At 29.4% G+C, this 14,296-nt stretch carries 13 protein-coding genes; 1 reads left to right on the top strand and 12 read right to left on the bottom strand.

Going from position 1 to position 14,296, the window contains the following annotated elements:
- Positions 1-11 precede the first annotated feature (11 nt).
- The 12 genes from G594_RS0102580 to yjbM all read right to left on the bottom strand — a co-directional run bounded on the left by G594_RS0102580 (position 12) and on the right by yjbM (position 13,459).
- Positions 12-971 carry a substrate-binding domain-containing protein gene (locus G594_RS0102580; protein WP_051195884.1) on the bottom strand — a complete coding sequence of 320 codons (960 nt, stop codon included), beginning with the start codon at positions 969-971 and terminating at the stop codon, positions 12-14.
- On the bottom strand, positions 964-2,748 hold the full coding sequence (locus G594_RS0102585; RefSeq protein WP_027097132.1) for a sensor histidine kinase: 1,785 nt from the start codon (positions 2,746-2,748) through the stop codon (positions 964-966). Before G594_RS0102585 ends, G594_RS0102580 begins: the two co-directional genes overlap by 8 nt.
- 9 nt (positions 2,749-2,757) lie before the next feature.
- Positions 2,758-4,356 carry a response regulator gene (locus G594_RS0102590; RefSeq protein WP_027097133.1) on the bottom strand — a complete coding sequence of 533 codons (1,599 nt, stop codon included), beginning with the start codon at positions 4,354-4,356 and terminating at the stop codon, positions 2,758-2,760.
- A 163-nt stretch (positions 4,357-4,519) separates the two neighbouring features.
- Positions 4,520-4,687, bottom strand: a complete 168-nt coding sequence (locus tag G594_RS20045) for a hypothetical protein (protein WP_155849277.1) — start codon at positions 4,685-4,687, stop codon at positions 4,520-4,522.
- 8 nt (positions 4,688-4,695) lie between these two features.
- Positions 4,696-5,718, bottom strand: coding sequence for a galactose/methyl galactoside ABC transporter permease MglC (gene mglC, locus G594_RS0102600; RefSeq protein WP_027097134.1), 1,023 nt, complete (start codon positions 5,716-5,718; stop codon positions 4,696-4,698).
- A gap of 16 nt (positions 5,719-5,734) precedes the next feature.
- On the bottom strand, positions 5,735-7,234 hold the full coding sequence (gene mglA, locus G594_RS0102605; RefSeq protein ID WP_027097135.1) for a galactose/methyl galactoside ABC transporter ATP-binding protein MglA: 1,500 nt from the start codon (positions 7,232-7,234) through the stop codon (positions 5,735-5,737).
- An 88-nt stretch (positions 7,235-7,322) separates the two neighbouring features.
- Positions 7,323-8,357 carry a galactose ABC transporter substrate-binding protein gene (locus tag G594_RS0102610; RefSeq protein WP_027097136.1) on the bottom strand — a complete coding sequence of 345 codons (1,035 nt, stop codon included), beginning with the start codon at positions 8,355-8,357 and terminating at the stop codon, positions 7,323-7,325.
- A 242-nt stretch (positions 8,358-8,599) separates the two neighbouring features.
- Complete coding sequence (locus G594_RS0102615; RefSeq protein WP_027097137.1) at positions 8,600-9,256, bottom strand: hypothetical protein; 657 nt, start codon at positions 9,254-9,256, stop codon at positions 8,600-8,602.
- A gap of 63 nt (positions 9,257-9,319) precedes the next feature.
- The gene (locus tag G594_RS0102620) at positions 9,320-10,666 is read right to left on the bottom strand and encodes a vWA domain-containing protein (RefSeq protein WP_027097138.1); all 1,347 of its coding nucleotides are present in this window, start codon (positions 10,664-10,666) and stop codon (positions 9,320-9,322) included.
- A 17-nt stretch (positions 10,667-10,683) separates the two neighbouring features.
- Positions 10,684-11,760 carry an AAA family ATPase gene (locus G594_RS0102625; protein ID WP_027097139.1) on the bottom strand — a complete coding sequence of 359 codons (1,077 nt, stop codon included), beginning with the start codon at positions 11,758-11,760 and terminating at the stop codon, positions 10,684-10,686.
- Between the two features lie 15 nt (positions 11,761-11,775).
- Positions 11,776-12,555 (bottom strand): hypothetical protein, encoded by a 780-nt coding sequence (locus G594_RS0102630; protein WP_027097140.1) that lies wholly within the window; start codon positions 12,553-12,555, stop codon positions 11,776-11,778.
- Positions 12,556-12,664: 109 nt separating this feature from the next.
- Positions 12,665-13,459, bottom strand: coding sequence for a GTP diphosphokinase (gene yjbM / locus G594_RS0102635; protein WP_027097141.1), 795 nt, complete (start codon positions 13,457-13,459; stop codon positions 12,665-12,667).
- A 135-nt stretch (positions 13,460-13,594) separates the two neighbouring features.
- Between yjbM and G594_RS0102640 the strand changes: the two genes are divergently transcribed.
- On the top strand, positions 13,595-14,269 hold the full coding sequence (locus G594_RS0102640; RefSeq protein ID WP_027097142.1) for a DUF2225 domain-containing protein: 675 nt from the start codon (positions 13,595-13,597) through the stop codon (positions 14,267-14,269).
- Positions 14,270-14,296: the final 27 nt, after the last annotated feature.

Below are 14,296 nucleotides of genomic sequence, written 5' to 3' on the forward strand. Positions count from 1 at the left end.
CCATATTATTTCTATTTTATAAAAGGAAATAGTATTTTTTGATTATCATTCCAATACATATTACTTTTATTAATAATAGAAAAGTCTATTGTTTTGCCACTAGTATCTTTATTATTTAGTTTATCTACAGCTATCTTTACCCCCAAATAGCCTAAATTAAATTCATTTTGTACCGCAACTGAATTAATGATATCTTCTTCTAAATAAGATAATATTTTGTTTGTTCTCCCCATTCCATACAACTCTAACTCTAATTTATTTCCCTTTTTAATCTGAGCTAATTCTTCTAATATATCTCTTTCAAATGTAACTAAAACATCTATATCTTCTGACTTTATAAAACTATTTATCTGTTGACCAAAAGTACCAATATTTCTCTCTACATTTAACTCTTTACAATTATTTTTACTATAGTTCATTTCCGATAAAAATCCTCTGTACATATCCTGCAAATTACTTTTATTTTTATTAGTTACTATTATTCCTATGTTATTTCTTGTATTTCCGTTTCTAATAATTTCATCTGCAATCTCTTTACCAACTTCTTCATTATCACAGGATATTATAGGCATACTCTCAAAATCAGTAATCTCAGAATTTATTAAGACAATAGGAACATCTTTATATACTTCTTTAATCGTCTCAGTTAACTTATTACTATCTGATGGATCCAATAATATTGCATCCACCTTACTTTTAACTTCTTTTTTTATTAAATCTATTTGAGCTTCTACTTCATTATCATTAGCTAAAATATAACTTTTAACTTCTACTCTCATGTCTTTGGCAGCTTGATTTATACCTTCTGCTATTACTTTTATATCTTCACTCTTGCTTGTATCCGATATATAAGCAATATTATATATTACTTCTCTATTATCACGTCTTAATAAAAAGTCTAGAATAAACAAAAATAGTATTATTGCTATTCCTATAAAAATTACAAATATCTTCTTCTTTTGTTTACTCATTTTTCTTGTTTCCCCCCTTTTCATAGTCATCATACTTTATTATAGGTATGTGTATTTTTATAGAGGTTCCCTCATCTGGCTCACTATTAATCTCTAGTCCATATATAGATCCAAAATATAATTTTATTCTTTCATTAACATTTCTTATTCCAACACCAGAGCCTTTTTTGCTAGCATGTACCTTTTTAAGCAATGATTCTACAATATCTTCTGTCATTCCAGGTCCATTATCCCTCACCTCAATAATAGCCTCATTATTTTCACTATAAGCCTTAATATCTATCTCTCCATCCCCATCCATATACTCCATACCATGATATATAGCATTTTCTACTAACGGTTGTACTACCAATTTGATACATGCTAAATCTAAAACATCATCTTCAGCTTGTATTTTATATGAAAACTTATTCTTATAACGTATATTTTGTATTGTTAAATAATTGCTTACATGCTCTAATTCATCCTTTAGCTTTATTACATTCTTTCCTTTACTTAAGCTTATTCTAAAAAATCTTGCTAATGCTGTAACCATAGTTACTGCTCCTTCATACCTTTCCCCTTCTACCATCCACACTATGGAATCTAATGTGTTATAAAGGAAATGAGGATTTATTTGCGCTTGAAGAGCATCTAGTTCAGTCTTTCTCTTTAACTCTTGCTCTCTAACTATATTATCCATGAGTAAATTCATCTGAGCTACCATTGAGTTTATAGCTTTACCTAGGTGTTTTACTTCATATGAACCTGATGTAGAAAAATCAATATTTCTTACACCCTCTTCAAATTTTCTAACTTTATTTTCTAAACTTTTTATAGGAGTTGCTATTCTAGATGATACTACTATATTTATTATTGTTAATATTAATACACCAAAGAATATAATTAGAACTAAAAATATTCTCATATGGCTATAATTTTCTGTAATATCTTTCATAGGGGTTACTGCTACTATCTTCCACCCAGTATACCCAACAGTTTTTGTTGTAACTACTCTTTCTTCATCATTAAAACTTTCTACTATAGTTCCATCTTCATAATTTACAGCTTCCTCATTATTTTCATTCATCAAATTGGAATAGATAAGCTGTTGCCTTGGATGATAAATTATCTCCCCCTTACTATCTACTAAATAAACATATCCTGATTTACTTATATCTATATTTTTAAATATTTGCTCTATCCCACTAAAATTCATATCTACTAATAATATACCTTGGCTTGTCTCACCATTATAGGTTAACTCTACAGCCCTACTTAATGAAACAACCCACCGATATCTATATGATGGATCTACAAAAAGATTCTGTACATGTGGCGTAGAAAAATGTAGATTTTCTTTTTTATTTACAGCATTAATAAACCAAGCATTATCTCTAGGCTCTATGGATTCTTTTAATTCCTTAAAAGGATATCCTGCTACTATTTCTCCATACTTTGAAAATAACGTTATGCTTACAAGAAAATCTTTATTAGTTTCATATAATAAATTCAATTCATTATCTATACTATCTTTAGAAAAATCTACTTTTTTAATTACGTTATAGTACATTCCATCAGATATTTTCATTATATTTCTTAGGTAGCTATCTAAATTTAAATTTACCTGATTAACTATAGCTTTATTATTCTTAGATATTATTTCTTCATTTAATCTAACAAATCTAATATATAAAATTTCACCTAATGTAATCATTCCTATTACAGCAATTATTGTGAATGATATGGAAATTATGTATTGTATACTTTTGTTTTTATATAAATTTATCTTCTTCATAGTTATTACCTACTTAACGTTTCTATACTTTGAGGGAGATACTCCAAATTTCTTTTTAAATACATAACTAAAATAATTAGCTTCAGTATATCCAACTTTTTCTGCTATCATATATGACTTATAGTCTGTTGTATTAAGTAAATTTACAGCCTCATTTAATCTGATACTTGTTAGATAGTTTATAAAATTACTACCAGTCTCCTTTTTAAATAAAGTAGAAAAATAGGTTGGACTAACATGTAGCTGAGAACAAATAGCTTCAACAGATAGTTCAGGATTACTATAATTTTGGTTAATATATTCCTTTGCTTTTTCAATTAATAATTTGGAAGAATCCATTCTTTCTCTTTTAATTAAATTATTAATTCTTATTGATTTTTCTATAAACCACTCTTTAGCTTGATTTATAGAATTAAAATCATCTAAGTGACTATAACAATTAAAACCTTCCCCAAAAATCTCTTCCACTTTAATATTGTAAGCTTGTACCACTTTTAATAAGGATGTTGTTATTTCTATAAAATAAATTTTGTACTTATTAAAAGGCAATAGCAGCTTTTCTATTCTACAAAATAAGTTGCTTATAGAGTCCTTTATTTCTCCACCCGATTTTAACTTAATAACATTTAATAGCTCTCTCTCATCATTTTCATCAAATTGAAGTTGAACTGAATTATCTGGTTCCACATCTTCAATATATATAGCTTTTCCTGTTCCTAATACCATTCTGTAATGGAGTGCATTTCTGGCCATTTTATAGGAAAATCTAATTCCCTCATACTCTCTAACTATCTGTCCTATGCCGGCGGATACTTTCTGCCCTAATACTCTTTCACAATTTTTACAAACTTCATTCAATCCATTAATCAAATTTATAATTCCATCTTTATTATCTAAATTACTAATTATGATAACCTTTCCAGAATAGATAAAACTAATAGTTTCACAATAATTAACTAATATCTCATCAACTATTTGTTTAATTGATATATCAACAAAATCGTTTTCTTTATGCTCATTACTAACTATAAGTTTATCGTTATATAGAACACCAATAGCAAAGTATGGAAAATTAAACTCTACTCCAACCTTCTTACCGGCTTGTACCCAACTGTTACCTTCTATTCTTCCCTCTATAGTCCCAACCAAAAACTTTTCTTTCATTATTGGAAGACTTTCAAGATAATATTTATTTAACTTCTCAAAATTCTTTTTTTCATTATACTCTTCATCCATAGTATTCTTTAACTTCTTTAAAACCTCAATTAATTCTATAGAATTTATAGGTTTCAAAACATATTCAACTACATTTATTTTAATAGCTTTATGGGCATATTCTAAATCATCAGAGCCTGAAAAAATTATAATCTTAGTTGATGGAGATTCCTTATATACATATTCCCCCAATTCCAATCCATCCATAAAAGGCATCTTAATGTCTGTCATAATTATATCTGGCTGAAACTTTTCAACTTTATCTATGGCATCCTTTCCATTTTCAGCATCACCTACTACTGTAAATCCATACTTCTCCCAATCAATCTTCTTTATTATTCCATGCCTTATTTCTTCCTCATCATCTACTATCAATACCTTATACAAGTTCATGAACCTACCTCCTATTTATGATAGATTTTTTCTTTTGATACATTTTATACCTGAAAATATTATCTCATCACATTAATATATATTCAACGTAATAATTTTATATTAAACTTATTTTTATACGACAAAAAGTAGAGAATATAAAATCCTCTACTTCTACTATCTATTAAAATATTGCTCCAAATAATATTGAGAACCCTAAAAGAACTAGAACTCCAACTATAAATTTGTCAACGCTTTCAACAGATACATCTATCTTTCCATATAAGCAATCTCTAAAATCTTTTTTTACTTCTTTTTCTGGTACATTTTCATCTGTAACTTCATTACTCATACTATCACCTACTTTTTAGTTAGATACTTTCTAACGTCCAATGAAACTGCTACTATAATAATTAAACCTCTTATTATAAATTGCCAATAAGCATTAACTCCAATGAAATTAAGACCATAGTTGATAACTTGAAGAAGTACTGCACCTATTAATACTCCAGGTATTGTACCTACACCACCTGTAAATGACACACCACCTACAACACAGGCTGCTATAGCATCAAGTTCATAGTTTAAACCAGTAGCTGTAGTAGTTGAACCAGCTCTACCTGCTTCCAAGAATCCAGCAACACCGTAAAGAATACCTGAAATTATGAATATTATCATTATATTCTTAGCTAAGTTAACACCAGATACGGCTGCTGCTTCTGGATTTCCACCTATTGCAAACATATTCTTACCAAGCTTTGTCTTATTCCAAATAAACCACATTATTCCTGCTACAACTGCTAAATATATTATTAAATAAGGAAGTTCAATTGGTCCTAACTTAATTGATCCGTTAACAAAATTTGTATATCTCTCATCTAAATTCGCAACTGGTTGTGCTCCTAGTGGAGGTCTATCTATATATAGACATGATATACCATAAGCAATAAGCTGAGTTCCTAATGTAATAATGAAGGCATGTACTTTAAGTTTAGCCACACCAAATCCATTAATTGCTCCAAAAATACCACCTATAATTACTGCTGCTAATAATGGTAGTATTAATGGTAATGCTGGTAAATCAGGATACATTCTTGCAGCATAAGTCGTAGATTGTAAAAGTGATGCTGATACAATTGCTGTTAGCCCTAAAATACGTCCTGCTGATAAGTCTGTACCTTGTAATACTATAAGTCCTGCAACCCCTAGTGCTAAGATACCACGAGTTGATGCTTGGCTTAAAATCTTTGTAAAGTTGCTAATTGATAAAAATGATGGCTCCTTTATTATAAAGAATACTATCATTGCTGCTAAAACTATATATAAAGCATAATTAACTAAAAAATTCGTTACCTTTTCTCTGTTTATTTTTGCTTGTTCCATCTTCTACACCTCAATCTTAAATATATTTAGCTGCTAAAGTCATTATCTTTTCTTGATCTAATTTATCTGTGTCCTCTATTCCTGCAACTTTTCCATTTGACATTACAAGAATTCTATCACATATACCTAATAACTCAGGCATTTCTGAAGATACCATAATTACACCTTTACCTTTATTAGCCAAATCAATTATTAGTTGATATATTTCGTATTTAGCTCCTACATCAATACCTCTAGTAGGCTCATCTAACAATAATATTTCTGGATTGGTTAATAGCCATCTACCTATGATTACCTTTTGTTGATTACCTCCAGATAAACTTCTAATGGCAGTTTTTTGAGTTGGAGTTTTAACCTTCATACTATCGATTGTCCACTTCGTATCTTCTGTCATTTTTTTATTATCTAAGACACCAAACTTACTATAACTATCAATATTGGCTATTGTTGCATTAAACTTTATATCTAAGCCACCAAATATACCTGTTGCTCTTCTTTCTTCGGTTAATAATGCAAATCCATTTTTAATTGCTGCTCTTGAATCTTTATTATTTACTGGTTTTCCATGTAGTAAAATTTCCCCACTACTCTTATGAGCTATACCAAATATAGTTTCTATTAACTCAGTTCTTCTAGATCCAACCAGACCTGCAACACCCAAAATTTCTCCTTTTCTTAACTTGAATGATGCATCAATTACTGATGGCTGATATGCACCTGTAAGATTCTTAACTTCTAATATTGTTTCTCCTGGCTTATTAGTTTTAGGAGGGAATCTATGAGTTAAATCTCTACCAACCATTAATTTAATAATTTTATCTGTTGTTAGCTCTTTTGCTGGCAACGTGTCTATCCACTTTCCATCTCTCATAATTGTAACATCATCTGAAATTTGAAGAATTTCTTCCATCTTATGAGATATGTAAATAAGACCACACCCTTTTGCCTTAAGCTTATTCATTATTTTAAATAAATGATCAACCTCTTCTTGAGTAAGAGATGAAGTAGGCTCATCAAGTACTAAAATCTTAGCATTATATGAAGCTGCTTTCGCTATTTCAACCATTTGTCTTTGTGAAACAGAAAGCTTGGCCATTTTTTCTCTTGGATCAACATCTATCTCTAAATCATCGAAGATTTTTTTAGTCTCTTCGTACATTATTTTCTGACTTACAATTCCATTTTTACTTGGATATCTTCCAAGCCATATATTATCCATTACATCTCTTTGTAAAACTTGATTTAATTCTTGGTGTACCATTGAAACACCATTCTCCATCGCTTGCTTTGGATTTGAAAACTTACATTCTCCTCCATCTATAAGAATTTCACCTTCATCTTCTATATAAACACCAAATAAACATTTCATTAATGTCGATTTACCTGCACCATTTTCGCCCATTAAGGCATGTACAGTACCAGGACGTACCTTAAGTTGTGCATGGTCTAAGGCCTTTACCCCTGGAAAGCTTTTGCATATATCAATCATCTCTAACACATACTTCGATTTTTCCATAACTGCTTTCACCACTCTTTTTGCATATTTTATAAGTTACACTATATTTTAAAAATATAGTGTAACTTTTAACTAACTTCTTTAAAGACTACTTCTTTATATATTCTTGATAAGGAATACGAACTGCTACACCTGTATCATCAAACTTATAGTCAGTACCTTCTGTAGCACTCTTACCAGATGCTAAATTCATACCACATTCATAAAGAGCTTTTGCCATAGCTGGAGCATCTTGAAGAACAGAACCTGTCATAAATCCTTTAGCTATCAAATCTTGAGCTGCTGCTGTTGCATCAACACCTACAACAGGAATAGTCTTAGCTGCATCACCATTGTTATATCCAGCTGCTTGAAGAGCTGCTATTGCACCTTGAGCCATACCATCATTATTAGCAATAACCACTTCAATTCCGTTACCATATCTTGATAACCATGCTTCCATGTTGTTTTGAGCTAAATCTTGTTGCCAGTTACAAACTTGGTTTGCTAATTCTTCTGTCTTAATTCCAGCATCATTTATAGTAGATACAGAGTACTTAGTTCTTGCAATAGCTTCTGGATTATCTGGTTCACCTTTAAGCATTACATATTGCATTACTCCATCACCATTCTTATCTAAAGATGGATTAGCTTTCCATTGGTCTGCAAGAATTTTACCTTGTAAAACACCTGCTTCTTGTGCATTAGTTCCTATAAATACAGCTTTATCATAAGCTTTTATAGACTCTGTAGCCGGCTCTCTATTAAATAAAACTACTGGTTTTCCTGCATCTTGTATCTTCTTAATTACTGTTGGTGCTGCACCAGTATCTACAAGGTTTACCATTAATAAATCAATATCTTTTTGTAGTATTGTATCTATAGTATCGTTTTGTATTGATTGGTCACCCTTACCATCAATAAATTCAAATTCAACCTTACCTTCATTTTCTTTTTGAATTTCTTGTAAGCTTTGACGTACTGTTGAAATATAAGTATCATCGAACTTGTATAGGAATACTCCTACCTTTACTGGATCACCAGATGCTGTACTTCCACCATCTTTACCTCCACATCCAACGAATAAGCCACCAATCATTAAAGTTGCTGTAGCCATAGCAAGTAATTTTTTAATCTTTCTCATTTTTTACCCTCCATCCATAATTGAAATCTTTTGAAATCTTGATTACGTTTTCATTTTAATTCTAATTTCCTTTTTACTCCATACAAAATTCTTAACACTTTTATCGAATTTCTAAGATGTTATATAAAAGCTGAGGCCGATATTTATTTTGCTTGTTCCGTCGCTGTACTCCAAGTAACAGAAATATAAATATCTATTACCATCGTACTTAAGGTAATAAAAAAAGAGAGCCTTAAAGCTCTCTAAAGTGTAAAATCACTATTTATGTACTTTTGATTAATTTCATTTATGTCTTCTAACATATCTATCCAGTAATATTTTTTTATAATAGCTTTTTCTCTATCCTCTATATCGATTGAAGATAAGTTTTTAGCATAAAATTCATCGTAATAGCTATCTATCTTATTAGATATTATTAAAACAGAATTAAAATTTTCTAATGTTTTTCCTGTTAATTCAACTTTATATGATTGAGTTTTCATCTCTTCGTCCATTAAACTTCTAAAGTATTCTTCTATGGTTCCATATATATCATTAAACACTACATTATTTTTATCTATCTTTTTCTTACCAAAATCTAATATGAATATGTTCTCTTCATAAAAAGAATACTCATCCCAAAGGCTAACCATACTATCAGATAATTCACCATAGTTTTTGTATAACTTTAATAACTCCATGTTATCTAGGCAACCGGCCTTTATAGCATTATTTAGTATTTCGTTATTAGTTTTATTTGTAGATTTAATCTTTTCTATATTAGTATATGATTCTCTACCAACCCTGTATCTAAATTTATAGTTATCTATAGAAATATAAACGTTTACTAAAAAACTCACCAATAAAACAAGAACTACAAATAACATATAGTCACCTGGTCTCCTGACCCTCTTAAACATATTATATCCCCCCTATTTTATTTAATTTTATCATAAAACTCCCCTTTTAACCATAGTTACTTTCTAAGTTGTTTCTCTGTTCATATCTCTTACAACTTCTCTTACTAAATCTAAGGCAAAAACTTTGTCTTCATTTACCTTGCTTTTTTTATTTATTCTTTGTATTTCGCCTAATGGATTCTTTAGTGAAAACTCTTCATCCCCAGTTAATACCCAAATAATCCCTTTATTTAATGGCTTAACCTTTAATTCCTTTTCACCAACTCCATCAGTAAAGTATATGACAATGCTATCACTTAAATTCTTTTCTCTAATATATTGAAAAACTGGAGAAAATGCAGTTGAACCATTTTTTTCTGACCTTGGCTTTATATCCTTAGGAGACCTTAACGCATATACCCTTCTAATCTCATTGTCACATTCTACCACAGTAATTTGGGCTTCTCTATTTCTTACTATAGCTAATATTTCTACCATTATCTTTCTTATATCTTCATCAGTCATACTAGCACTAATATCTATAGCTATAATTAATTCAGGAATATGATTTGCAAGCTTTCCCCTTAAATCCATCCTATCAGGCTGTCTTCTATCTCTTCTTGTTATTGTTTTTCTATAACCTGATTTAACAGTAGGAATCATTCTCTTAAGTATATTCTGCCATGACAATTCTTCTTTTTCTTCAAATTTACTTATTAGCTTTAATATTTCATCTGGTTTTCCACTACTTTTCAGACTTAAAGCTATCTTTTTTACATTTTCTTTTACACTACTATCACTTACATCTATGTTATCCCAAATTTCATGAGCCTTAGCTATATCTACCTCCCTTGCTAAAGTATCACTATTTTTGTCCTTTGATGACTTTTCTATTCGTTCCTCAATAGCTTTCTGAATTTCTTTTGAGTACTCCTCAATACTTCTGTTCTCTTTCAATTCAATATTAAATTCTCTATTTACTCTCTCTATCCTATAAGCTTCCATTGGCATGTTCTTTACAAACTGATTTATAGAAATATCTATAGCCATCGATATTACTTCATTGCTATATTTATTTTTCAGATTATTTACTCTTTCATAATGCATATACATCATGTGATATATTTCATGTTTAAATAAAGCTGCCATTTCTTTTTTATCACATTGTAAAAATAATAATGGATTAAAGTACATAGTAAACCCATTTATCTTTGGTACTGTTGCTAATGGCCATGTAATATCAACTCTTATCTCTCTTTCAATTTTTATCATAAAGCCACCAAAGAAATTATCTTCACTACTAAGCATATCTATTATTACTTTTCCAACTAAATCAAAAAACTCTCTTTTAAAATCATCCCTTATATCTTCATTTTTTTCAATTTTTAATGCCTTGCTAAACAAGGCATCTCTTTCTTCTATAAATGTCATATTATCACCTATTCAGACTATAGATAAATATTAAAGAAAGCATCTATAAATCCATCACAATCTAATAATTTTTCATATAAATCTTTAGGGTAATCCTTCTTTATTTCTTTCATTATTCCTAATCTTAAATCTCTAGGATATACCATTAATAAATCAGAGAATAACTCTATATTTGAATCTTTCATATTATCCCCTAAATAGTTTAAGCAATTTTTAGCTAAAATATATAGTCTTGAATGTGACTCATTTAATAAATCATCTCTTAATTCAACTGGTAAAACCTCATGAGCAAATAAATCTTCCATTGATATTAATGGCTTTTTAATATTAGAGATATAATTAGCAAAATCTGTTGCTATACTTTCACCTACATTTCCTCTAACTACGTTTAATAATGTATTTATTGAATAGCTAGAACCTTTAGCTTTATATAACTTATAAGCCTTTGATATTCTCTCCCAGCTTCTTGGAGTAGCCTTTAAGCTTTCTCTTGAACCTGGTGTATGAAGATATTCTGGAAATGTAGATATAAACTCAATTATATCAGGATATATATTTCCATTATTCATTCCCCACTTTATCCATTCTTTAATATCTGACTCCATTTGTAACCAAACAAACCTATCTTCTTGAGCCGGGTCCATATCTACAACTTGATATTCACTTTCATAAAACCCTTCATATCTGTTAGATGGATTCATTGCAGCAATTATATTTACACCTTTATCTAATTTATATCCATTAATTTCTCTATTAAGAATTAAGTTCATAAGTTCTTGCTGAACTGCATGGTCACATCTATTTAATTCGTCTATAAATAATAATACTTCCTCCCCTTTTTTAACTGCTTCGCTTATTTCAGCTAATTTGTGATGAGTAGCATATACTGTAAACCCATTTATTACTGTTGGAAGACCTCCAATTTCTCCTTCTTTTAAAAGGTTAGCATCAATAGTCACTAGATGATAATTGTATTCTTTAGCAACTCTATGAGCTAAAGCAGTTTTCCCTATTCCACTTTCACCTATAACAAGAGGTACTTCTCTAGATTCTATTACTAATTTAATTGTGTCTAATACTTCTGTAAACTTCATTTTTCTTCCTCCTGATTATTTTGAAAGTATGTGATCTACCACTAGTTTTTTAGCCCTCTTACTACCAAAATCCCATACTAATTTACCTTTATCCATCTCAAGCACCTCTAAATCTAAGAAGCTTCTCATATATTCTTCATCTATATCGTCTTTTTCTAACTTTTCTACTAATACTTCAACCACTAACTCAGGCTCTATTGATTCATAAAGGTACTTTACTATATTTATGTTATCACCAATAAAAATCTTTAAATCATCCAAATCATAATTGTTTATAAAGTGAATTGCTTCCTCACTTTTCATTATAGCTTCTCTATTTACTCTTATTGAAGGATTATCTATAAATCTTATAGCTCCCCAGTAATTATCAATAGCTCTTAGCTGCACCTCTTCAGATGGATTTTTTATATATTTAATAGAATCATAATCTTTTTCAACTGCGATAATACATAGTTCCTCACTTGGAGCTTCTATGTATTGAATTGCCCACCCCTTTGTCTTTACAGCCTCTTCCTGCACTTTATATGATGGATTTTCTATTAATTTTAGTGAATTCCAAAGAAGTCTTACAGCCATTATTTGAAGCTCTTCTTCTAAATTCTCCATATATTCTATTGATAAAGGATTGCTTTTTATTGCTTCCTTTTTTAACTCAAAAGATGGATTATCTATAAACTTAATAGCAATTCCACTTTTCTTAACTGCCACCTCTAAAATCTCGTAACTTGGATTTTCTAAGTTTTCTATAATCATTGGATTTTCTTTTACTTGTTTTAATAAAACTTTATCTTCCATTGCTTTTCTCCCAAAATATAATATATTATAATTTTATATTATTTAATAATTATTATCAAGTAATAGAATTAACAAATAAAAAGTTATTGCAAATTTGCAATAACTTTTTCTAACTGTCTCTATACTTTTCTATATCTTTCTTTATAGCATAAAGAAGATTATTTAATTCCCACACTTCTCCATCCTCAATCAATTTATTTAAAGCCTTTTCATGCCTACTGGCTTCTGCTCCTCTACCTAAAGATGTTAGTGTAAGAATACCACTCATAATATTAGATATAATATCTGACTTAACTTCAAATAACTTCTGAGCATCCTTAATTTCATCTTTAATTTCAAGCATTTCTTCATCAAGCCTAAAAGCAGCATCTGCAGCACTCTTTAGTTTATCTTTTAATTCCTTAGGTATTTGTTGCTTATACTTATAATTTAAAGAATGTTCAATTGTTGCCCAGAAGTTCATAGATAGAGTTCTTATCTGAAATTCTGCTAAAATCTCTACTGGTCCACTTGCCATATTTACTGGATACTTAATTATCATATGATAACTTCTATATCCACTAGGCTTAACATTCATTACATAATCTTTTTCATATAATATCTGCATATCTCTTCTACCACGTAGTATTTGTACAACAGTATCTATATCATCAACAAATTGACACATTATTCTTATTCCTGCTATATCCTCTAGTTCATATGCAACTCTATCTATAGGAATTCCAAACTTATTTACTTTTTCTAAAATACTAGATACTTCTTTCACTCTACCCGTTACAAACTCTATAGGAGAATATTCATTTTTTCTTCTATACTCTTTTCTTATACTTTTCAGCTTTACCTTTAATTCCTCTACTGCTTGTTCATAGGGCATAAGAAAACTCTTCCAATCATTAATAGCCATAAAATCACCCTCGTATATTCCTTCAGATACATTATATCAAAAACTTATAATATTGTAGATAATCTTTTATCTTTAATAGATTTTTTAATATGTTATAATTTAGTATATATTATAGAAATATGTAGAGGTGTGTAAATGAAACAACTAGATGTACTAGAACATACTTTTGACAAAGCAATAACTTGCCCTGTTTGTTCAAGTAAATTTAAAATCAAATGTGTAAAATCTAAATCTCCAAGAATATTATCTAAAGATAGTGACTTTTTTATACGATATAAAGGTATTAACCCTTATTTTTATGATGTGTGGATATGTAACTCTTGTGGATATTCAGCAATGAAAGTAGATTTCCATCAAATAAAGAGTTACCAAAAAGATTTAGTTTTAAAAAATATAACATCTAAATGGAAGCCTAGAATATATCCAGATATTATGACTGAAGAACTAGCTATTGAAAAGTATAAACTAGCTCTTATTACTGCTTTGTCTATGGAAAAACAAAATAGCACAATAGGAATGATATTATTAAAAATATCTTGGATGTATAGATTATTAAATAATACCGAAGAAGAATTAAAATATATTTCACAAGCATTAACTGCATTTGAAAAAGCTTATATTAATGAAAACTTTCCTATGTATGGACTTGATCGTGATTCACTAACTTATTTAATTGGTGACTTGAATAGGAGATTAAATAATAATGATACAGCTCTCCAATGGTATTCTAAAGTAATCACTACAATTGGCGCTTCCTATCGACTTAAAGAACTTGCAAGAACAGGTAAAGATTCAATAAAAGGTAATTAAACTAGAGAAATTTGTAATTTATTTAGT

Source organism: Clostridium paraputrificum AGR2156 (assembly GCF_000424025.1).
Lineage (GTDB): Bacteria > Bacillota > Clostridia > Clostridiales > Clostridiaceae > Clostridium > Clostridium paraputrificum.

Excerpts from the sequence above, each read along its gene's own strand:
- G594_RS0102580 (WP_051195884.1), bottom strand. The coding sequence starts at position 971 with ATGAGTAAACAAAAGAAGAAGATATTTGTAATTTTTATAGGAATAGCA.
- G594_RS0102585 (WP_027097132.1), bottom strand. The coding sequence starts at position 2,748 with ATGAAGAAGATAAATTTATATAAAAACAAAAGTATACAATACATAATT.
- G594_RS0102590 (WP_027097133.1), bottom strand. The coding sequence starts at position 4,356 with ATGAACTTGTATAAGGTATTGATAGTAGATGATGAGGAAGAAATAAGG.
- G594_RS20045 (WP_155849277.1), bottom strand. The coding sequence starts at position 4,687 with ATGAGTAATGAAGTTACAGATGAAAATGTACCAGAAAAAGAAGTAAAA.
- mglC (WP_027097134.1), bottom strand. The coding sequence starts at position 5,718 with ATGGAACAAGCAAAAATAAACAGAGAAAAGGTAACGAATTTTTTAGTT.
- mglA (WP_027097135.1), bottom strand. The coding sequence starts at position 7,234 with ATGGAAAAATCGAAGTATGTGTTAGAGATGATTGATATATGCAAAAGC.
- G594_RS0102610 (WP_027097136.1), bottom strand. The coding sequence starts at position 8,357 with ATGAGAAAGATTAAAAAATTACTTGCTATGGCTACAGCAACTTTAATG.
- G594_RS0102615 (WP_027097137.1), bottom strand. The coding sequence starts at position 9,256 with ATGTTTAAGAGGGTCAGGAGACCAGGTGACTATATGTTATTTGTAGTT.
- G594_RS0102620 (WP_027097138.1), bottom strand. The coding sequence starts at position 10,666 with ATGACATTTATAGAAGAAAGAGATGCCTTGTTTAGCAAGGCATTAAAA.
- G594_RS0102625 (WP_027097139.1), bottom strand. The coding sequence starts at position 11,760 with ATGAAGTTTACAGAAGTATTAGACACAATTAAATTAGTAATAGAATCT.
- G594_RS0102630 (WP_027097140.1), bottom strand. The coding sequence starts at position 12,555 with ATGGAAGATAAAGTTTTATTAAAACAAGTAAAAGAAAATCCAATGATT.
- yjbM (WP_027097141.1), bottom strand. The coding sequence starts at position 13,459 with ATGGCTATTAATGATTGGAAGAGTTTTCTTATGCCCTATGAACAAGCA.
- G594_RS0102640 (WP_027097142.1), top strand. The coding sequence starts at position 13,595 with ATGAAACAACTAGATGTACTAGAACATACTTTTGACAAAGCAATAACT.